Below are 20,769 nucleotides of genomic sequence, written 5' to 3' on the forward strand. Positions count from 1 at the left end.
ACGCAATGAAGCAGGGAGACCAGCCGGCGCGCGAGCCACGCAAGCCGCAGCAGATCAAGGACGATTTCATGCGCGTGCACGGCGGCTGGAACGCCGCATGGGACAGCATGCTTCGTCTCGACGCGGGCTTCGTCGACGCCTATGTTCAGCTCTGCGCGGTGCCGCAGCGCCGCAATCATCTCGACGACAAAGTACGCGCCTTCATCGCGCTTGCCGCCGATGCGTGCGCCACGCAGCTATACGGGCCCGGTGTCGCGCATCATCTGGAGCGCGCGCTCGCATTCGGCGCGACGCGCGAAGAACTGATGGAAGTGCTGGAGCTGATCAGCACGATCGGCATCCATACGAGCAATGTCGGCGTGCCCGTGCTGCTCGAAGTGCTCGAAGAAGAAGGGCTGCGCGCGGGACCCGCGCCGCTCGACGAACGCCGCCGCGCGCTCAAGGAAGCGTTCGAAAAGAATCGCGGCTACTGGCATCCGACATGGGAAGGGCTGCTCGAATTCGATCCCGACTTCTTCGAGGCGTATGTCGCGTTTTCGTCGGTACCGTGGCGTACGGGCGTGTTGAGTCCGAAGGTCAAGGAATTCATGTATTGCGCGTTCGACGCGTCGTCGACGCATCTGTACGTGCCGGGACTCAAGCTGCATATGCGCAACGCGCTGCGCTACGGCGCGAGCGCGGAAGAATTGATGGAACTGCTCGAGGTCGTCAGCGCCACGGGCATCCATGGCGCGGAACTCGGCGCACCGCTGCTCGAGGCGGCGCTGGCGAAACATCGCGCGGCGGCGACGTCCTGACCTGCCGGGCCCAGGCAACAGCACGAGCCGGATGCGCGCCAAACGCTTGAAACCGGCGGCGGTGAAGTATCATATAGGTTGGATTTTTGTCGGACGGGAAGACAATAATGTCGACTGATATGGGGTTGATCCGGCCTGAGACGCTGCGTCACCAGGTCGAAAACGTGCTGCGGCAGGCGATCATGAGCGGGCGCTTCGCGCCGGGCGCGCGTCTGATCGAGCGCGAGCTTTGCGAGACGCTGGGCGTGAGCCGGACTTCCGTGCGCGAGGCGTTGCGCAAGCTGGAGGCCGAAAAGCTCGTGCGCAACGTGCCGCACAAGGGGCCCGTGGTCGCGGTGATGTCGCGTGCGGAGGCCGTCGAACTCTATGCGCTGCGCGCCTTGCTGGAGGGATTTGCCGCGCACGAATTCGCGCGGCTTGCCAGCGACGACGCCATCGCACAGTTCGGCGAGGCTGCGAAGAGGCTGCGCGCCCAGGCGACGGCGCAGGACCAGGACGGCGTGCTCAAGGCCAAGGCGGCGCTTTACGACGTGCTGCTCGACAACTGCGGCAACCATCTCGTGAAGGAAATTCTCAACAGCCTCTACTCGCGCGTGAATCTGCTGCGCGCGACGTCGCTGATGCATCCCGACCGGCTGCCGAGCAGCCTGCGCGAAATCGACAAGCTTCACAAGGCGCTGAAGGCCCGCGACGCGGACGAGGCGCAGGAACTGGCCCGCCAGCACGTGTTGAACGCGGAAAAGGCCGCGTTGCGCATGCTGGCCGAGCAGGGCGACGGAGACGCTTCTGAGTGACGCGTTGAAGCGTCAATCTGCCGCCCCGGGCTTGCGCGCCCGATCTCAACCGCAAGTCCCGATCTCTCCGCACGCCGTGCAGAAGTCGCACCCGTCTTTGCGGATCACCGCATTCGCCCCGCACGACCCGCACTTGCGGCCGAGCATCGCGTGGGCAAACGCGTGCTGGGTATCGGCGGGCAACGCGTTGTCGCCGTCCAGCACCGGGTCGCCGGGTTGTTCCGCGCCGGCCCGCGCGTTGCCGGTGAATTGCGCGGCCAACGCACCGTCACGCCGCTGCGCGAGCAGCCGTGACGGCACCTGCCGTCCCTCGGCATCGAGAAAGCCGCGCCGATGCAGGATCTGCTGGATCGCATAGGCGATGGCCGCGACCTCGGAGTCGTGCCACAGCGGAATGCGCCGGCCGTCCAGACGCTGCGTCTCGCCATAGCGCACCTGGCCGCGATCCCACGACACCTTGCGCAAATCCTGCAGGTTGCGCGCGACGAAACCGCCTCGCGCCGCGAGCGAGAGCGAACGCATGGTTGCCGTGATCCATTGCTGCTGCTCGTCGCGCTGGCCCACGGGAATGAAGAATTCGATGGGCCGCTCGATCGTCACGGCTTCGCCGCCCACCTGGCCCGTCACTTCGAGAAACGACACCGCCACGTAGAGCGACACCTTGCCCGTCTGCGTGATGTACTCGATCTTCTCGATCACGGCGGGCAACTCGCCCTTGGGCCGATGGTCGATCGCCACGCGCAGCGGGTCGAGCAGGGCGTCGCCGAGCGCGTCGTCGGCCGTTGCCGCCGCAACGGGAGGCAGCGTTTGCAGCACCGCGCCGAGCGTCTCGTTGGGGCGGTAGGTCGCGAGTCCCTTGAGGCCGCGCCGCCATGCGTCGAGATAGAGGTTTTCGAAGTCTTCGAACGGATAGTCGGCGGGCACGTTGACGGTCTTCGAGATCGACGTGTCGACGTACGGCTGCACGGCCGCCATCATCGCCACGTGTTCCTGCGCGCTCATTTCCAGCGCGCTCACGAAATAGGCGGGCAGCGCGCTCACGTCGCCGCCCAGTTCGCGGAACACACGCCACGCGTGGTCTTCGACGTTGAACGTTTCGCGGCTGCCGTCGGCCATGCGGCGCGTGCGCTGGTAGGTCCACGAGAACGCGGGCTCGATGCCGTTCGAGACGTTGTCGGCGAACGCGAGGCTCACCGTGCCCGTGGGCGCGATGGAAAGCAGATGGCTGTTGCGGATGCCGTGCGCGCGGATTTCGGCCTTGAGGTCGTCGGGCAGGCGCGAGGCGAAGGTGCCTTCTTCGAGGTATGTCCTCGCGTCGAAGAGCGCGAACGCGCCGCGCTCGCGCGCGAGTTCGACGGAGGCGCGATAGGCGGCGTCGCGCATCGTGCGCCCCACGCGCGCGCCGAATTCGCAGCCTTCGGGCGAGTTGTAGCGGATGCCGAGCATCACGAGCGTGTCGCCGAGTCCCGTGAAGCCCACGCCGATACGCCGCTTGGCCGCCGCCTCCGCCTGCTGCTCGGGCAGCGGCCAGAGCGTGGCGTCGAGCACGTCGTCGAGAAAGCGTACCTGGGTGCCCGTGCGTTCGGCGAGTTGATTCCAGTCGAAATCTGCCTTGCCGCCGCGCATTTGCGCGAACGGGTCGATCACGAAGCGGGTGAGGTCGAGCGGTCCGAGGTTGCAGCAACCGTAGGCGGGCAGCGGCTGCTCGCCGCATGGGTTGGTCGCGCGGATGGATTCGAGCGCGCGCAGGTTGTTGTCCTCGTTCATGCGCGAGATGAACACCACGCCCGGCTCGGCCACGTCGTAGGTCGAGCGCATGATGGCATCCCACAGCGCGCGGGCGCGCGTTTCGGCGTAGACCCACAGGCCGTCGTCGCGGCGCCGCAGGTCGCCCGAGGCGCGCAGCGCGGGCGAGGGCTCGGCGCGGTGCACGAGCTGCCAGGGCGCATTGTTTTCCACGGCGCGCATGAATTCGTCGGTTACCGCGACCGAGACGTTGAAGTTGTTCCAGCGCCCCTTCGAATGCTTGGCCTCGATGAATTCGGGCAGGTCGGGGTGATCGCAGTCGAGCACGGCCATCTGCGCGCCGCGCCGTGCGCCCGCGCTTTCCACCGTGCGGCACGAGGCGTCGAACACGTCGATGTAGCTGCACGGCCCCGATGCGCTCGATCCTGTTGACTTCACGTGCGCGCCGCGCGGGCGGATCGCCGAGAAGTTGTAGCCCACGCCGCCGCCGCGCCGCATGGTTTCGGCTGCCTGCAGCAGCGCGACGTAGATGCCGGGGCGCCCTTCGCTGTCCACGCCCTGGATGCTGTCGCCAACCGGCTGCACGAAGCAGTTGATCAGCGTGGCTTCGATGCCGGCGCCCGCCGCGCTCATGATCCGCCCGGCGCCCAGCGCGCCGTGGCGCAAATTGTCGACGAAGCGCGCCTCGACCTCGGCGCGCAGCGCGGGCGGCTCGACCTGCGCAACGCCGCGCGCGACGCGGCGGTAGATGTCGTCGGCGGTCTGCTCGTCGCCTTTGGCGTACTTCTCGAGCATCACGTCGAGCGAGAACTGCTGCGGGGGAAACGGGAGCGGGGGCGTGTTTTCTGCCATGGCCGGGCCTCGCGAAGCGCCGCGCGGGAGGCGGCGGTTGAAGGGCGTTGGAACGGGGTTTGCGGCGCCGCGGCCGTGCCGCGACCGTTCAACCATACCCCAGCGGCGCGCCGCGTGCACGGCGGCGCGAGCACGCATGCGGCGGCGCCGGAGCCTGCCGGCGTCGAGGCGCACGAGGCGGGTCTGCGGTTACACTGCTCCCGCCTGCATGCGGGCACCGAATGTGGAGACGGGAGAGGAGACTGGATGACGAACGAAACGGCGCCCGTGGTCTACCGCGACACGGTGCGGGCAGAGTGGGTCGATTACAACGGCCATCTGCGCGACGCGTTCTACATGTTGATCTACAGCTATGCGACCGACGCGCTGCTCGATGCCATCGGGCTGGACGCGGCTGCGCGCGAGGCGCGCGGGCGGTCGATGTACACGCTGGAAGCGCACCTGAACTATCTCCACGAGATCAAGGAGGGCGTGCAGGTGCGCGTCGACGTCCGGGTGATCGAGCACGACGCGAAACGCGTGCGCCTGTATCTGGAGATGTTCGCGGGCGATCTCGACGATGCACTCGCCTCGCCCGTCTCGGCGAGCGAGCAGTTGCTCCTGCATGTGGACCGCTCGGGCCCGCGTGCGGCGGCCTTCGACGCCGATGTGCTCGCGCGCGTGGCGGCGTTGTGCGCCGCCTCGGCGGGCTTCGCGCCGCGTCATGCCGCGCGGGCGATCTCGCTCGCGCCTCGCTGAGGCCGCCTGGGCGGCGTTGGTGGGCTTATTTCGGCAGCTCGGCGCCGATGAGGGCGCCGAACACCTCGGCGGCGATCATGACGGAGGCGTTCAGCGGCGCGGGACGTTCGGCCGGCTTGAACACGGCGTCGCCGCGGCGGATCTTGCGGCGCGACACGGCGCAGGTGCCCGAAGAATGCGCCGAGCGGCGGCGCCAGCGCTGTTCGCCATAATGGCAGCGACCGGGTTCGACCCAGCGGATCACCAGCGCCGTATCCGTCTGCTCGAGTATTTCGATGCGCTCACCGTTGGCTCCGTCAAGCGAGAGGCACGCTTGTTTCTTCATTGTCGGCTCCGTAAGTGTGGTGCCGCGAATGTAGTCCTGCGCGCTGACAAGTGCCATTCTGTCGCCGTTGAAACACCATTCCATTATCAGCAACAATCGCCCTGCGACACGTTGCGATCAACGAAGGAGTGGGGGTTTGCGGCGGATTTGGGTCGACATCTGCGATTTGTGCAACGCACTGTTGTACTTGGCGCGACGTCGAGCGGCCCGAGAACGGGCGTCTGGAGGGCATTCCAGGGTGGGGACGGAACGGCTGGGACCGATGTGAATCTGAGGAAAGACCGGCCCGGCTGGATCGACTTGCTGCACCGCGTTGACGTGCTTTACCGCGTTCGGCGCAGCCACAAAACCCGAGCACCTGTTTTTGAATTTTCACGAGGTTACATGATTCATCGTCCGCCTGCTCCGAACTCCGCAAACGAGCAGAAAATCCAGCGCGTCGCCTCTGCGGGGCTGTACGCCACGCTCGTCTTGCTGGCGCTGTGGATCGTGCGCGAGTTCCTGCCCGCCGTGGCCTGGGCGAGCGTCTTTGCCATCGTCCTGTGGCCCACCTATCAGGCGATCGAGCGCCGCGCATGGTTCAAGGGCCGCAAGACGCTGATCGCCACGCTGCTCACTGCCGCAATCGGCCTGCTCGTGCTCCTGCCGATCGCCGTCACGGCCATTCAGGCCGGCGGCGAGGCTCACGAGCTTTACCTCTGGCTGCGCGACGCCCAGGAGAACGGCGTGCCGGTGCCCGACTTCGTTTCGCATCTGCCGGTCGGCAGCCGCCAGGTGAGCGACTGGTGGCAGGCCAATCTGGCCCAGCCGCTCAAGGCGTCCCCGGCGATGAAGAGCCTGCACGGCGACACCATCGCCTCGTTCGGCCGCCACTTCGGCGCGCGCGCCGCCCACGCCACGATGACGTTCGGCTTCATGCTCGTCACGCTGTTCGTGATCTTCCGGGCCGGTCCGCGTCTTTCGGCGACGGTGATGCGCGGTGCGCGCCGCGCCTTCGGCGGCGACGGCGGGCAGCTTCTGCAGCGCATGGCCGCCGCCGTGCGCGCGACGGTCACGGGGCTCGTGGTCGTGGGGCTGGGCGAGGGCGTGCTGCTGGCCGCCGCCTATATCGCGACCGGCGTACCGCATGCGGCGCTGCTCGGCACCGTCACCGCCATCGCGGCCATGCTGCCGTTTTGCGCGCCCATCGTGTTCTGCGGCGCGGCGCTGTGGCTCGTCATTCAGGGTTCGCTGATCGCGGCGGCTGCGCTTGCCGTATGGGGATTCGTGGTGGTATTCGTCGCCGAGCATTTCGTGCGGCCCGTGCTGATCGGCAATTCCACGCGCCTGCCGTTTCTGCTCGTGCTGTTCGGTATTCTGGGCGGGGCCACGACCTTTGGGCTGATCGGCATCTTCATCGGCCCGGCGCTCATGACCGTGCTGATGGTGCTTTGGGTGAACTGGGCGGAGTGACGCCCGGGTCGCGGCGAGGCGCGCTGCGCGCCTCGCTCAACGGAAGCAGGCGAGCGTGTACTTGAGCGCGGCGGGCAGCAGCTCGCGCCACACAGGCCACACGTGGCCGCCGTCCACGATGCGCAGCGCCGCCGGGTTGCCCGCCTCGCGCAGCCGCGTGTAGAGCAGCGACGACTCGGCCTGGATCACGAGGTCGTCGTCGCCGGCGGCGATGAAGAACGGCACGCGCCAGGGCCGCGCAAAATACGGCTTCCATAGCGCCGGATAGTTGAGTGTGCGCCAGATCTGCACATCGAACTGGTGGTCGCCGAACACCCCCACGTGACGCGCCGCCGAACTCGGCGGCGGGTCGCCCGCATAGACCGCGGGGGAGAGCAGCAGCGCGCCGCAGAACATGTCGGGGTGCTCCAGCGTGTAGCGCAGCGCGCCGAACCCGCCCATCGAGACACCGCCGATCGCGCGGCCGTCGCGCGCGTCGTCCACTGCGAAGTGCGACTCGATCTCGGGCAGCAGATCCTGGAAAAACGCCGTCTCCATTTTCTCCTTGCGGTCGACATACCAGTCGGTGCCGCCCTGCGGCATCACGATCACCACGGGCGCAATCTCGTGACGGGCGATCAGCGTGTCGGCGGCGGCCTGGAGCTGGCCTTGCGTGACCCAGTCCATGGGCTCGCCGTTGTTGCCGTGCAGGAGATAGAGCACCGGGTAGCGGCCCTGATCGGCGCGATAGCCGTTCGGCAGGTACACCACGTAGGGCCAGTCGCGGTTGAGCGCCGCGGCGTGGAACGTGCGGACGACGACCGTGCTCGCCGCGGCGGCAGGCGCCGCCGGCGTGACGAACGCCGCGCAAGAAAGAGCGAGCGGGAGCAGCGCGGTGCGAAGGAGTCTGCGCATGGCAGGGACATCGTGGGCGGTGGCGCGCCGGCGGCGCGGGGTCATCATGCTAGCAGCCGCTCGTGCGCGCCGGAAGCCGTGGTCGGCGTCCCGGCGCGCGGCATGGCCCGGGAAGCCGCGCCGTCGCTTCAGGTGGAAGCTTTGGCGCGCGAAGGCAGGAGCCGCTTGAGCGGGTCGGACGCGCGCGCGACGAGCAGCAGCGCGGTGATCGCGACGGCGTCGGCGCAGAGGCCGAGCGGCACGTTCAGATAGCCGTCGGTGTACCAGTAGAGCACCGAGTCGACCGTGAGCGAAATCACGGCGCCGGCCACGAACGAGAGCATCCCCTTGCGGCCGACGAGGCCCACCCAGGGCAGCGCATGCGCTACGCGCTTCGCCCAGCCGAGGCGAATGACATGCGCCGTGAGCCATGCGATGCCAAGGAAGTTGAGCACGCGAAACCATGCGAGGTTGCGCTTGAACTCGCCGTCGAGCGCGACGTTGCCGAGCTGCAGGCGATAGATCGCGGCGCCCGCCACGACGGCGAGTGCAGCGAGGGTCACGAGCGTGCCGAAACGGTGCGTGCTTACCCGCTGGAACACGGGCTGCGCCTGCGCGATCACGCCGAGCACGAACATCAACTGCCAGCCGAACGGATTGAAGTCCCATTGCACGTCTTCGACGTGCGGCAGCCATGGCGCAAGGGCCGGCGCAACGCCCCAGAGTGCGAGGCTCATGGCCAGCAGCAGCCATGGCCGCGTGCGCGCGAGCGGCAACGCGAGCGGGGCGGCGAGGGCGAAGCAAGCGTACATCGGCAGCACGCCGGCCAGATACGGCTGGCGGCGCAACAGCACGATGTCGCGCAACGCGGCTGCGGGCGCGAGCGTGAGATCGTCGAGATCGGTGGTGGCGAGGTTGGGCGCATCGACGTTGCACGCCACGAGAATCGCGGTCACGAGCAGCATCAACAGCGCCGTCACGACGAACGCGCGGTATATCTCGAACGCGCGCCTGATGAAGCGCTGCCGCGCCGCGGCCTCGGTGCGGCGCGTGCACAGCGCGGCCCACGCGGTGGCCGTGGCGAAGCCGCCGAGGAAGACGAAGACCTCGGCCGCGTCGCACAGCGCGTAGGCGTGCAGCGTGACGCGCGAGACGATGCTGCCGCCGATGTGATCGACGACGATGATCAGCAGGACGAGGCCACGGAAGAAATCGAGTTCGACTAGACGGTTGGATGACTTTGACATGTTGGGGCAGCAGGCCGGGCCGGCATGGGGCGCATGAAGCAGCCGACGATGCAAAACGGGCCGGGCGGGCAGATGCTGGAAGTACCTGCCTGAAAAGTCAGGAAATCAGGAGTTCGGGCAAGGTTCGCGGAGCGCCTCGCGCCGGAAACCGTGACGTGGCTACTAGGGCGGCCGCACGACAAACGCAGGAAAAGACCTGAAGAATACGCAAGGGTTCCAGCCAGATGCGGGTTTACGTTGACGCCGCCGATGTTAGCGTAATTTCAAATACCTTTCAGTGAGCGCCGCCCGGTGTGCCGTTCAAGTTTCTGGGACATGTGCCGATATGGCAGGGAAGGGGCACGATCATGCCGCCGCGGCGAACGTGACGCGGATTTGGGCAGTTACTTCTGGCCCTTTGCCGATGCCTTGACGGAGCAAGAATTCGGCTAATTAACATTTGTTTCAAAGTGTTCTCCCTGGGCTGATTTCGTGGCGTTGCGCTTTACAATGCCGGATCGAATTTGAGATCGCACGCTCGTTCGTTAAGTTGACGATCGCGTGCGTTGAATGTTTATGGTTCGAGATGTAGTCGATTTAGACACAGATCGAAACGGCCGGCGCAGGCGAGCCGGAGTGTCATGAGGGGTGGGAGCGCGGCATCCGCAGCAGACCTTCCCGGGCATCCACCTCGCTGCATCGCACGGCCGCAAGCACCGCAGGAGAGAACAATGTTCGAAGACGATCGTATCGGCCAGCGTGGTCTCAAAGGGTTGTGGGCTGCGTTGGGGCTGGCGGCCCTGCTGGGCGGCTGCGCCAACATGAACCCGCAGCAACCGCAGCAACAACCGCAGCCCGACACGGCGGCAACGGCGACCCCGGCCCCCGACGCAGCGAGCGCCGATGCCAGCAGCGCACAACAACAGGCGGCGAGTGCGCCCGTCACGCGCGTCGTCACGAAAACGACGTATGTGCGCGTGCGCCGCGGCGACACGCTGCAGCGCATCGCGCAAAAGCACAGCGTGTCGGTCAAGGATCTGGCCGCCTGGAACCACCTGAAGCCGAACGGTCATCTACGCGCAGGCCAATCGATCAAGCTGGTATCGAAGCAGACGATTACCGTTCAGGTGGCCGCGCCACAAGCTGGCGGCGCAACGGCGAACTCCACCGCGAGCGCAGCCGGAAACCGCCAGGTTGCCGCCGAAATGGCACGCCACGCCAACAGCGTGGCGCTCGTATGGCCGGCGCACGGCCGCGTGGTCGAACCGTTCGCGCCGGGCGCGACGCGCGGCATTGAGATCGCGGGCAAGGCCGGCGACCCCGTGATCGCCGCAGCAGACGGCAAGGTCATGTATGCGGGCACGGGCCTGAACGAATACGGCAGCCTGATCATCGTCCAGCACAATAAAGACTTCCTCACGGCTTACTCGCACAACCGCCGCCTGCTCGTGAAGACCGGCGACATGGTGCATCAGGGCCAGCAGATCGCCGAGATGGGCAGCGAGAACAATGATCGCGTGGCGGTGCTGTTCGAGGTGCGCCGCGATGGCAAGCCGGTGGACCCGATGCCGTATTTGCCGTCGTCGCCGCAGGGCTGAAGGCGGCGCCGGGAGTCGCCTTTCCGGCGTCCGGACGACGCGGCGAAAACAGCAAAACCGCCCTGACGTATCGCAACGTCAGGGCGGTTTTCTTTCACCACCGCAAACCGCGCACTTCTTGAAAGCGCGCCTTAAAACGCGTCTCCCGGCACCCGCACCCATCCTTCCATCAGCACGCGCGCGCTGCGGCTCATGATGGCCTTCGTGACCGTCCATTCGCCGTTTTCCTGACGCGCCTCGGCGCCCACGCGCAGCGTGCCCGACGGATGCCCGAAGCGCACCGCACTGCGTTCGCCGCCGCCCGCCGCGAGATTCACGAGCGTGCCGGGAATGGCCGCCGCGGTGCCGATCGCCACGGCCGCCGTGCCCATCATGGCGTGGTGGAGCTTGCCCATCGACATGGCGCGCACGAGCAGGTCCACATCGCCGGCCTCCACTCGCTTGCCGCTCGACGCCGTATAGCCCGCGGGCTTCGCCACGAAAGCGATTTTCGGCGTGTGCTGGCGCGTGGCGATCTCGTCGAGATGCTTGATGAGGCCCATGCGCAGCGCGCCGTGCGCGCGGATCGTCTCGAACTTCTCGAGTGCCTGCGCGTCGCTGTTGATCGCGTCCTGCAATTCCGTGCCCGTGTAGCCGATGGCCTCGGCGTTCACGAAGATCGTCGGAATGCCCGCGTTGATCATCGTGGCCTTGAGCGTGCCCACGCCCGGCACTTCGAGGTCGTCCACGAGATTGCCGGTGGGGAACATCGCGCCCCCGGCGCCTTCCTCCTCGGCGGCCGGGTCGAGGAATTCGAGCTGCACTTCGGCGGCGGGGAAAGTCACGCCGTCCAGTTCGAAGTCGCCCGTCTCCTGCACGTGGCCGTTCGTCATCGGCACGTGCGCGATGATGGTCTTGCCGATGTTGGCCTGCCAGATGCGCACGGTCGCCACGCCGTTGTCGGGCACGCGGCTCGGGTCGACGAGGCTGCCGCTGATCGCGAACGGGCCTACCGCGGCGGAGAGATTGCCGCAGTTGCCGCTCCAGTCCACAAAGGCCTTGTCGATGGCGACCTGGCCGAACAGGTAGTCGACGTCGTGGTCCGGCTTGCTGCTTTTGGCCAGAATCACGGTCTTGCTCGTGCTCGACGTCGCGCCGCCCATGCCGTCGATCTGCTTGCCGTACGGGTCGGGGCTGCCGATCACGCGCATGAGCAGCCTGTCGCGCGCAACGCCAGGCTGCTGCGCCGAAGCGGGCAGATCCTGGAGGCGGAAGAACACGCCTTTGCTGGTGCCGCCGCGGATGTAGGTGGCGGGAATCTTGATCTGGGGTACGTGTGCCATGTGTTGTCCTGAAACGAAGGGCGGCGCGCGCGTGACCGCTGCGCCGCCCGTTTCCCGTTTATGCCGCTGCCTGTGACGATTCCAGGAAGTCCTGCGCGAAACGCTGCAGCACGCCGCCTGCTTCGTAGATCGAGACTTCTTCGGCCGTATCGAGCCGGCAGGTGACCGGCACTTCCACGCGCTCGCCGTTCCTGCGGCGAATCACGAGCGTGAGGTCGGCGCGAGGCGTGCGCTCGCCGATCACGTCATAGGTTTCCGTGCCGTCGATGCCGAGCGTCGTGCGGTTCGTGCCCGGCTTGAACTCCAGCGGCAGCACGCCCATGCCGATCAGGTTCGTGCGGTGAATGCGCTCGAAGCCTTCGGCCACGATCACTTCCACGCCAGCGAGACGCACGCCCTTGGCCGCCCAGTCGCGCGACGAGCCCTGGCCGTAGTCCGCGCCCGCAATGATGATGAGCGGCTGCTTGCGTTCCATGTAGGTTTCGATGGCTTCCCACATGCGCGTGACCTTGCCTTCGGGCTCGATGCGCGCGAGCGAGCCCTTCTTCACCGCGCCGTCCACCACGGCCATCTCGTTGATGAGCGTCGGGTTTGCGAAGGTTGCGCGCTGTGCCGTGAGGTGGTCGCCGCGGTGCGTCGCGTACGAGTTGAAGTCCTCTTCGGGCAGGCCCATTTTCGCGAGGTACTCGCCCGCCGCGCTGTTCGGCAGGATTGCATTGGAAGGCGAGAGGTGGTCCGTCGTGATGTTGTCGCCGAGCACGGCGAGCGGGCGCAGGCCCTTGAGCGTGCGCTCACCGGCCAGCGCGCCTTCCCAGTACGGCGGACGGCGAATATACGTGCTTTGGGCGCGCCAGTCGTAGAGCGGGTCGGTCGTTTCGCCGCTCGCAGCAGTAACCGCGAACATCGGGCCGTACACCTTGCGGAACTGTTCGGGCTTCACGCTCTTCGCGACGATGGCGTCGATCTCTTCGTCGGTCGGCCAGAGGTCCTTGAGGTACACAGGCTTGCCGTCCTTGTCCGTGCCGAGCGAATCGCGCTCGATGTCGAACCGGATCGTGCCCGCAATCGCATACGCGACGACGAGCGGCGGCGAGGCGAGGAACGCCTGCTTCGCATACGGGTGAATGCGGCCGTCGAAGTTGCGGTTGCCCGAGAGCACGGCGGTTGCGTACAGGTCGCGGTCGATGATCTCCTGCTGGATCTTCGGGTCGAGCGCGCCCGACATGCCGTTACATGTGGTGCAGGCGAACCCGACAATGCCGAAGCCCAGCTTTTCCAGCTCGGGCAGCAGCTTCGCGTCTTCCAGGTAAAGCTCGACGGCCTTCGACCCCGGTGCGAGCGAGCTCTTCACCCACGGCTTGCGCGTGAGGCCGCGCGCGTTCGCGTTGCGCGCGAGCAGGGCGGCTGCGATCACGTTGCGCGGGTTGCTCGTGTTCGTGCAGCTCGTGATGGCGGCGATGATGACCGCGCCATCCGGCATCTGGCCCGGCGTTTCTTCCCACTTGCCCGCAATGCCGCGCTCGGCGAGTGCCGAAGTCGGCAGACGCTTGTGCGGGTTCGACGGGCCCGCCATGTTGCGCACCACGCTCGAAAGATCGAACGTGAGCGTGCGCTCGTATTGCGCGTGAGCGAGCGTGTCGGCCCAGAGGCCCGCGGTCTTCGCATAGGTTTCGACGAGCCTGATCTGCTCTTCTTCGCGTCCCGTCAGGCGCAGATAGTCGAGCGTCTGGTTGTCGATGAAGAACATCGCAGCCGTGGCGCCATATTCCGGGGCCATGTTGGAGATCGTGGCGCGGTCGCCGAGCGTGAGGCTCGACGCGCCCTCGCCGCGGAACTCCAGATACGCGCCCACGACCTTTTCCTTGCGCAGGAATTCGGTGAGGGCGAGCACGATGTCGGTGGCAGTGATGCCGGGCTGGCGCTTGCCAGTCAGCTCCACGCCGACGATATCGGGCAGGCGCATCCACGAGGCGCGGCCGAGCATGACGTTTTCGGCTTCGAGGCCGCCCACGCCAATGGCAATCACGCCGAGCGCATCGACGTGCGGCGTGTGGCTGTCGGTGCCCACGCAGGTATCGGGGAACGCCACGCCTTCACGCGCCTGGATCACGGGCGACATTTTCTCCAGATTGATCTGGTGCATGATGCCGTTGCCCGGCGGAATCACGTCGACGTTCTTGAACGCCTTCTTCGTCCAGTTGATGAAGTCGAAGCGGTCTTCATTGCGCCGGTCTTCGATCGCGCGGTTCTTCCTGAACGCGTCCGGGTCGAAGCCGCCGCATTCCACGGCGAGCGAGTGGTCGACGATCAGCTGCACGGGTACGACCGGATTCACCTTGGCGGGGTCGCCGCCCTGGTCGGCAATGGCGTCGCGCAGGCCCGCGAGGTCGACGAGCGCGGTTTGCCCGAGGATGTCGTGGCAGACCACGCGCGCGGGGAACCACGGAAAGTCGAGGTCGCGCTTGCGTTCGATGAGCTGCTCGAGCGATGCGGTGAGCGCGGCCGGGTCGCAGCGGCGCACGAGGTTTTCGGCGAGCACGCGCGAGGTGTACGGCAGCGTGTCGTAGGCGCCGGGCTGGATGGCCTCGACGGCTTCGCGCGCGTCGAAGTAATCGAGCCGGGTGCCGGGGAGGGACTTGCGGTAGGCGGTATTCACGGCTTGGGGACCAAAGAGGTAGTGGGTTGGCGGCGGGGTTGGCGGCGGCCGCGAGCGCCGTGAGCGAATGTCCTCACTCTATACGCGCGCGCCGCCGTCTCCCAGTCGTCCGAACGTCATAGTCCGTCCGGGCGGCGGGTGTGCCTGATCCGGCGCGCGTCAGCGCTTGCTGATCGGCGTGAACTTCAGATTCTCCGGACCCGTGTAATTCGCGCTCGGGCGGATGATCTTGTTGTCGATGCGCTGCTCGATGATGTGCGCGCTCCAGCCGGCCGTGCGCGCGATCACGAAGATCGGCGTGAACATGGCGGTCGGCACGCCCATCATGTGATACGACACCGCGCTGAACCAGTCGAGGTTCGGGAACATCTTCTTGACTTCCCACATCGTCGATTCGAGGCGCTCGGCGATATCGAACAGCTTCATGTTCGACTGCTCCTTCGAGAGCTTCTTCGCGATTTCCTTGATGACCTTGTTGCGCGGGTCCGAGATCGTGTACACCGGGTGGCCGAAGCCGATCACCACTTCCTTCTTTTCCACGCGCGCACGGATATCGGCTTCCGCGTCGTCGGCGTTTTCGTAGCGCGACTGGATCTCGAACGCGACTTCGTTCGCGCCGCCGTGCTTCGGGCCGCGCAGCGCGCCGATCGCGCCCGTGATGGCCGAGTAGATGTCCGAGCCCGTGCCCGCGATCACGCGGCCCGTGAACGTCGAGGCATTGAACTCGTGCTCGGCATACAGGTTGAGCGACACGTGCATCGCGTCCACCCACGACTTCGACGGCGCGCGGCCGTGCAGCAGATGCAGGAAGTGGCCGCCGATCGAGTCGTCGTCGGTTTCGACTTCGATGCGCTTGCCGTTGTGCGAAAAGTGATACCAGTACAGCAGCATCGAGCCGAGCGAGGCCATCAGGCGGTCGGCGATATCGCGTGCGCCCGGCAGGTTGTGGTCGTCTTTCTCGGGCAGCACGGTGCCGAGCATCGAGACGCCGGTGCGCATCACGTCCATCGGGTGCGCCGAGGCGGGCACGGCTTCGAGCGCCGTCTTCACGTTGGCGGGCAGGCCGCGCAGCGCCTTGAGCCTGGCCTTGTAACCGGCCAGTTCGGCCGTGTTCGGCAGCTTGCCGTGCACGAGCAGGTACGCGACTTCTTCGAATTCGCACGCGGTGGCGAGGTCGAGAATGTCGTAGCCGCGATAGTGCAGGTCGTTGCCGGTGCGGCCCACGGTGCACAGCGCCGTGTTGCCCGCCGCCACGCCCGAGAGCGCAACGGACTTCTTCGGCTTGAAACCGCCTGCGGCTTGCGTGGTGTTTTCTGCTTCGCTCATGGTGTCTTCCTCTCTCTATATATATCGGTGAACGGTATGGCCGGATTTACTTCTTCGCGGCAAAGAGTGCGTCGAGCTTGTCTTCGTACGCGTGATAGCCGAGGTAGCGATAGAGGTCTTCGCGCGACTGCATCGTCGGGACGGCGGCCTTCTGCGTGCCGTCGCGCTTGACGGTCTCGTAGAAGTTCAGCGCGGCGGCGTTCATCGCACGATACGCGCCGCAGCAGTAGAGCGCGATATCCACGTTCGCGCTCTTGAGTTCTTCGGTCGTGAAGAACGGCGTCGAACCGAATTCCGTGAGGTTGGCGAGAATCGGCACCTTCACGGCGGCGCGGAAGCGGCGGTAGTCGTCGAGCGTCTTCATCGCTTCGGGGAAGATCATGTCCGCGCCCGCTTCCACGTAGGCCACGGCGCGCTCGATCGCGGCGTCGATGCCTTCCACGGCGGCCGCATCGGTGCGGGCCATGATGACGAAGCCCTCGTCGGTGCGCGCGTCCACGGCGGCCTTCACGCGGTCCACCATCTCGCCGGTCGCCACGACTTCCTTGTTCGGGCGATGGCCGCAGCGCTTCTGACCCACCTGGTCTTCCAGGTGCACGGCTGCCACGCCCGCCTTGATGAACGACTTGATCGTGCGCGCGATGTTGAAGGCGCCGCCCCAGCCGGTGTCGATGTCGACCATCAGCGGAATGTCCACGGCGTCGGTGATGCGGCGGGCGTCGATCAGCACGTCGTCCATGGTGCTGATGCCGAGGTCCGGCACGCCGAGCGAGTTGGCGGCCACGCCGCCGCCCGAGAGATAAACGGCCTTGAAGCCGGTCGCCTGCGCGAGCTTGGCCGCATACGCGGTGATGGCGCCGACGACTTGCAGCGGTTGTTCGGCGGCCACGGCTGCGCGGAATTTCGCGCCGGCGCTTGCGGGGGATGGGTTGTTCATGCGGGATGTCTCCAGTTGAATCGCGATCCCATACTGCAGGTAGCGTGCCAGCTCCGAGCAGCGAGGCTAACTCGTTGATTTTGCGCCGCAATCGCGTGCGCCGGCAGCCGACCCTGATTTCCACGATGAAATCGTCATTTCAAAAATGAAATCGGCGCGCGATAATGCGAAAACTGGCCGACGGCCGGGTTTCGGCCGCTTCGGCCGGGCGCCAGACGCCCGGACCGTATCGTTGGACATCATGAACCGCTTTCCCGCTCCCGCTTCTTCCGCCATCCGCCCGCGCGTGTGGGCCATGGGCATCAGCCGCCTGCGCGACCTGTTTCGCGACATCGCCCGCGAATACGACGAGCTCGCGGACCTGCGCGTGGTGCCGCGCGGCTTCGAGGAAGCGGTGGCCGAAATCGCCGCGGCGGGGCCGAACCAGCGGCCCGATGTGGTAGTGGCGGCGGGCTCGAACGGCACCTACCTGAAGGCGCGTATCGACGTGCCCGTGGTGCTCGTGCAGCCCACCGGCTTCGACGTGATGCAGGCGCTCGCCCGCGCGCGGCGCGAGGCCGATCTCGTCGCGCTCGTCACCTACGGCGAGACGCCCGTCGAGGTGCGGCGCTTTGTCAGTGCCTATGGCATCGACGTGGTGTTCGGCCAGTACCGCACGGTCCAGGACGCCGAGGCCTGCGTGCTCGACCTGCGCGACCGCGGCGTGGGGGCGGTCGTGGGGCCGGGCCTCGTCAACGACCTTGCGGCCCGGCTCGGGCTCGTGCCGTTTTTCGTCTACTCGCGGCCCTCGGTGCGCGCGGCGTTCGACAACGCGCTCGATCTCGTGCAAGCCACCTGGCGCGAAACGCAGCGCCGCCAGCGCCTCGACAGCGTGCTGCAGCATCTGCGCGATGGGGTGGTCGCGCTCGACGCGCGCGGCCGCGTGGAGGCGATCAACCAGCGCCTCGCGGCCGTGCTCGGCATCGATCCGGCGGCGGCCGCGGGCCAGCCGCTCGCTGCGCTCGCGCCCGACATCGCCTTCGCGCTGCCCGACGCCGATGGCGAATCGCTCGAGACGGTGCGCGGCGTGAGTTATGTCGTGCATCGCGGGCCGCTCGTCGACAACGGCGTGACGACGGGCGCCGTGCTCACGTTCCAGGAGTCGCGCGCGGTGGAGCGGCTCGACCGCACGCTGCGCTCGCGTCAGCGCACGCCGCAGTTCGTCGCGCGCTACCGGCTGGACGATCTGAGCGGCGCGACGCCTGGCATCGAGCGCGTGCGCCAGCTCGCGCGGCGCTATGCGAAGTCGGACGCCACGGTGCTGATCCGCGGTGAAAGCGGCACCGGCAAGGAGATGATCGCGCAGGGCATTCATCGCGAGAGCCCGCGGCGCGACTTTCCGTTCGTCGCGATGAATTGCGGCGCGTTTCCCGAGGCGCTGCTGGAGAGCGAGCTGTTCGGCTACGAGGAGGGCGCGTTCACGGGCGCGCGGCGCGGCGGCAAGGTGGGGCTCATCGAGGCGGCGCACCGCGGCACGCTCTTTCTCGATGAAATCGGCGAGATGCCGTTGCCCTTGCAGAGCCGCCTGCTGCGCGTGCTGCAGGAGCGCGAGGTGGTGCGCCTCGGCGCCACGGAGCCCACGCGCGTGGACGTGCGCGTGGTCGCCGCCACGCACCGCGCGCTCACCGAGCAGATCGAAGCGGGCGAGTTTCGCGCGGACCTCTTCTACCGCCTGAACATTCTCAATCTCGCCATTCCTCCGTTGCGCGAGCGCGTGGCCGATATCGCGTTGCTGGCGGCGGAGCTGCTGTTCCAGGCCTCGCGCCGCGAGCCGCGCGTAGCCGTGCGCCTGCGCACGCCCGAAGACGCCGCGCGCACGCTTGGGCTGGTGAGCGCCGCGCTCGCGCGGCACGCATGGCCCGGCAACGTGCGCGAGCTGCAGAACGTGGTCGAGCGGATGGTGGTGGAGCTGGCCGATTCGGAAGAGGACGTGCTGACGCCCGACGTACTGCGTTCGATCGCGCCGGAAGTGTTCGAGTCGCGCCCCGCGGCGAGTGGCGCCGCGGGCACAGCAGGAGAGGGCGCGCTCACCTTGCGCGAGCGCAGCCTCCATACCGAAGCCGATGAAATCCGCGCCGCGCTCGACGCCTGCAACGGCGATCGCGACCGCGCGTGCGAGATGCTCGGCATCAGCAAGACGACGCTTTGGCGGCGCCTTTCCGCCGCCAGGGGCAAGCGCGGCAGCGCCGCAGCCGAGGCAACGGTGGCCACGGCGCCCCGCAAGGCGCCGCGCGCCTGAAACGCACTCAGTTCTTCAGGGCGTTCAGCAGCGGCGCCACCGTCCCGTGCAAATGCAGGATCTCGGGGCTCGCCTGCAGCAACGCCTGATAACGCTCGTAGAACTCCGCCGATTCCTCGCCGGAGAAGAGCGCGGCCACGCCTTGCGCCGCGCCGATGCGATCGTCCGGGCTCGCGTCCCTGGCGTCGAGCGTTTCGTCGACGTTCGCGATCACCGTCGAGAGCGGCATGAGCCAGCGAAAGCCCGAACCGTTGATGAGCACCTGCAGGAAGGCTGCCGGCGTGACCGGTCCGAATTCGCGTTCGTACTCCTTGCGCTCGTGGTCGAGAATCGCCTTGTGCAGCGTGAGCAGGGGCTTGCGCACGGTCGAGAGGAATTGGATCGCGCTTTGTTCGTTCATCGTGCGGCTCCTTCGGTGGCGCTCGTCGGGTCGCGACGAATCGTCGAACGACAGGCGGCGGATCATGAGGTAGCGCGAACCGTTCGCGCGGCTATGCGGACGATGGTAGCGCAATGGCCGACCGCACGTGGTCAAGCAGCAGATCGGCAGTCGCCGGGTGCGGCCGGCGCTACACTCTGCCGGTCCGCGAAACCGCGCTGCCCGAGCCGACTACTCCGAGAACGCTTCGATGACGACAACGATCCTGCCACTGCATCGCGACGACCTGCCGCTCGACACCGCCGAGCTGGCGCGCTTCATGGTCGGCAAATATCTCGTGCGCGACCTCGCGCGCGGGCGCATGGCAGGACGGCTCGTAGAAGTCGAAGCGTATCCCGTGGGCGACTCCACGAGCTACGCCTACATCGGCCGCCGGCCCTATAACGCCGCGATGTTCCTCGAGCGCGGCCATGCCCACGTGCGGCTGACCTACGGCAGTGCCTGGATGTTCAACATGTCGAGCGAAGCCGTGGACGTGGGCGCGGGCATCCTGTTTCGCGCGCTGGAGCCGCTCGAAGGCATCGCCGCGATGGAGGCGCTGCGCCCCGGCGTCCCGCTGCGCGATCTCGCGCGCGGCCCAGGGCGGCTTTCACAGGCGTTCGGCATTGCGGCGGCCTTCGATGGCGTCGACCTGTGCCGCGGGCATGGACTCTGGATCGGCCGCGTGGACGAGCCCGAGCGGCCTGTGGGCGTGACGACGCGCATCGGGCTCTCGCGGGAGATGGACCGGCCGCTGCGCTTCTACGAACTGGGCAGCCGGTTCGTGAGCGGTCCGCGCAAGCTGCTGGACGGCAGCGCCGCCCCGCTGTAACCGGCTCGGGAGCCCCGGCGGAGTCCGAGGGAAGCCCCGCCCCGCAAGGCGCTCGGGGACGTCGCCCGCGCGGCATTGTTGCCGCGGTTGAAAGTGTATTTTCCCAAAATAAGGGTTTCCCCTGGTCTCTTGTCTCAATAAACTGAAATCACTGGTTCGGCGATGCAGGCAGGCACCGCCGCCGGCATAAAACAAGTGATGGAGGTAATGAACATGAAGTCCCGTACCCTGATTCAAGCTGCATTTGTCGCCGCCCTCGTGGCTGCTCCGGCCCTTTCGTTTGCCCAGGTGCAAGGCAACGGTCCGGTCACGCGCGCCGAAGTGAAGGCCGAATTGGTCCAGCTCGAGAAGGCCGGCTACAACCCGGCTACCGCCAACGATGCGACGTACCCGAGCGACATCCAGGCCGCCGAAGCCCGCGTGAGCCAGCAGGAAGGCCTGGCGCAGCAAGCGCCGGTTGCTGACACGAGTGGTTATGGCCCGTCGACTTCGGGTTCGGCGCAGTCGGGCCAGCCGGCCACAGTGCACCCGTCGCAGTCGATCTACTTCGGCAACTAAGCGGGCAGCAAGCCGGTGCCCGGGCGCTTCGAGCACGCCTG

The 20,769-nt window shown here is 67.1% G+C and carries 17 protein-coding genes; 8 read left to right on the forward strand and 9 right to left on the reverse strand.

Going from position 1 to position 20,769, the window contains the following annotated elements; translation table 11 throughout:
* The first annotated feature begins 5 nt into the window (after positions 1 to 5).
* Together BHE01S_RS14585 and BHE01S_RS14590 are read left to right on the forward strand one after the other, a co-directional pair.
* Complete coding sequence (locus tag BHE01S_RS14585; protein ID WP_042265194.1) at positions 6 to 797, forward strand: carboxymuconolactone decarboxylase family protein; 792 nt, start codon at positions 6 to 8, stop codon at positions 795 to 797.
* A 107-nt stretch (positions 798 to 904) separates the two neighbouring features.
* Positions 905 to 1,591, forward strand: coding sequence for a GntR family transcriptional regulator (locus tag BHE01S_RS14590; protein ID WP_042265195.1), 687 nt, complete (start codon positions 905 to 907; stop codon positions 1,589 to 1,591).
* A gap of 45 nt (positions 1,592 to 1,636) precedes the next feature.
* Here BHE01S_RS14590 and BHE01S_RS14595 read toward each other — a convergent pair whose 3' ends face one another.
* Positions 1,637 to 4,189: an adenosylcobalamin-dependent ribonucleoside-diphosphate reductase gene (locus BHE01S_RS14595; protein WP_042265196.1), complete on the reverse strand. Its 2,553-nt coding sequence runs from the start codon at positions 4,187 to 4,189 to the stop codon at positions 1,637 to 1,639.
* Between the two features lie 246 nt (positions 4,190 to 4,435).
* On the opposite strand from BHE01S_RS14595, the gene BHE01S_RS14600 reads away from it, so the two are divergent.
* Positions 4,436 to 4,927, forward strand: coding sequence for a thioesterase family protein (locus BHE01S_RS14600; RefSeq protein ID WP_042265198.1), 492 nt, complete (start codon positions 4,436 to 4,438; stop codon positions 4,925 to 4,927).
* Between the two features lie 25 nt (positions 4,928 to 4,952).
* On the opposite strand, the gene BHE01S_RS14605 is transcribed toward BHE01S_RS14600, so the two are convergent.
* Positions 4,953 to 5,252, reverse strand: a complete 300-nt coding sequence (locus BHE01S_RS14605) for a DUF3331 domain-containing protein (protein WP_042265325.1) — start codon at positions 5,250 to 5,252, stop codon at positions 4,953 to 4,955.
* A 384-nt stretch (positions 5,253 to 5,636) separates the two neighbouring features.
* Between BHE01S_RS14605 and BHE01S_RS14610 the strand changes: the two genes are divergently transcribed.
* Positions 5,637 to 6,704, forward strand: coding sequence for an AI-2E family transporter (locus BHE01S_RS14610; protein ID WP_042265199.1), 1,068 nt, complete (start codon positions 5,637 to 5,639; stop codon positions 6,702 to 6,704).
* Positions 6,705 to 6,740: 36 nt separating this feature from the next.
* On the opposite strand, the gene BHE01S_RS14615 is transcribed toward BHE01S_RS14610, so the two are convergent.
* The gene (locus BHE01S_RS14615) at positions 6,741 to 7,598 is read right to left on the reverse strand and encodes an alpha/beta hydrolase (RefSeq protein WP_042265327.1); all 858 of its coding nucleotides are present in this window, start codon (positions 7,596 to 7,598) and stop codon (positions 6,741 to 6,743) included.
* Between the two features lie 128 nt (positions 7,599 to 7,726).
* Positions 7,727 to 8,824 (reverse strand): OpgC domain-containing protein, encoded by a 1,098-nt coding sequence (locus BHE01S_RS14620; RefSeq protein WP_042265200.1) that lies wholly within the window; start codon positions 8,822 to 8,824, stop codon positions 7,727 to 7,729.
* Between the two features lie 710 nt (positions 8,825 to 9,534).
* On the opposite strand from BHE01S_RS14620, the gene BHE01S_RS14625 reads away from it, so the two are divergent.
* The gene (locus BHE01S_RS14625) at positions 9,535 to 10,401 is read left to right on the forward strand and encodes a peptidoglycan DD-metalloendopeptidase family protein (RefSeq protein ID WP_042265201.1); all 867 of its coding nucleotides are present in this window, start codon (positions 9,535 to 9,537) and stop codon (positions 10,399 to 10,401) included.
* A 131-nt stretch (positions 10,402 to 10,532) separates the two neighbouring features.
* Here the strand turns inward: BHE01S_RS14625 and prpF are convergent, their stop codons facing one another.
* The 4 genes from prpF to prpB all read right to left on the reverse strand — a co-directional run bounded on the left by prpF (position 10,533) and on the right by prpB (position 16,642).
* On the reverse strand, positions 10,533 to 11,723 hold the full coding sequence (gene prpF, locus BHE01S_RS14630; RefSeq protein ID WP_042265203.1) for a 2-methylaconitate cis-trans isomerase PrpF: 1,191 nt from the start codon (positions 11,721 to 11,723) through the stop codon (positions 10,533 to 10,535).
* Positions 11,724 to 11,781: 58 nt separating this feature from the next.
* Positions 11,782 to 14,379 (reverse strand): Fe/S-dependent 2-methylisocitrate dehydratase AcnD, encoded by a 2,598-nt coding sequence (acnD, locus tag BHE01S_RS14635; protein ID WP_042265204.1) that lies wholly within the window; start codon positions 14,377 to 14,379, stop codon positions 11,782 to 11,784.
* A gap of 159 nt (positions 14,380 to 14,538) precedes the next feature.
* Positions 14,539 to 15,705 (reverse strand): bifunctional 2-methylcitrate synthase/citrate synthase, encoded by a 1,167-nt coding sequence (gene prpC / locus BHE01S_RS14640; protein ID WP_042265205.1) that lies wholly within the window; start codon positions 15,703 to 15,705, stop codon positions 14,539 to 14,541.
* Between the two features lie 46 nt (positions 15,706 to 15,751).
* Positions 15,752 to 16,642, reverse strand: coding sequence for a methylisocitrate lyase (prpB, locus tag BHE01S_RS14645; protein WP_042265207.1), 891 nt, complete (start codon positions 16,640 to 16,642; stop codon positions 15,752 to 15,754).
* Positions 16,643 to 16,883: 241 nt separating this feature from the next.
* Between prpB and prpR the strand changes: the two genes are divergently transcribed.
* Complete coding sequence (prpR, locus tag BHE01S_RS14650; RefSeq protein ID WP_042265208.1) at positions 16,884 to 18,920, forward strand: propionate catabolism operon regulatory protein PrpR; 2,037 nt, start codon at positions 16,884 to 16,886, stop codon at positions 18,918 to 18,920.
* A 7-nt stretch (positions 18,921 to 18,927) separates the two neighbouring features.
* Here the strand turns inward: prpR and BHE01S_RS14655 are convergent, their stop codons facing one another.
* Positions 18,928 to 19,320: a thioredoxin domain-containing protein gene (locus tag BHE01S_RS14655; protein ID WP_042265330.1), complete on the reverse strand. Its 393-nt coding sequence runs from the start codon at positions 19,318 to 19,320 to the stop codon at positions 18,928 to 18,930.
* A gap of 229 nt (positions 19,321 to 19,549) precedes the next feature.
* Between BHE01S_RS14655 and BHE01S_RS14660 the strand changes: the two genes are divergently transcribed.
* Positions 19,550 to 20,170 (forward strand): DNA-3-methyladenine glycosylase, encoded by a 621-nt coding sequence (locus BHE01S_RS14660; RefSeq protein WP_042265209.1) that lies wholly within the window; start codon positions 19,550 to 19,552, stop codon positions 20,168 to 20,170.
* Positions 20,171 to 20,383: 213 nt separating this feature from the next.
* A complete protein-coding gene (locus BHE01S_RS14665) occupies positions 20,384 to 20,728 on the forward strand; it encodes a DUF4148 domain-containing protein (protein WP_042265332.1) in 345 nt (114 codons plus the stop codon).
* Positions 20,729 to 20,769 lie beyond the last annotated feature (41 nt).

The sequence above is a fragment of the Paraburkholderia heleia NBRC 101817 genome (assembly GCF_000739775.1).
Lineage (GTDB): Bacteria > Pseudomonadota > Gammaproteobacteria > Burkholderiales > Burkholderiaceae > Paraburkholderia > Paraburkholderia heleia.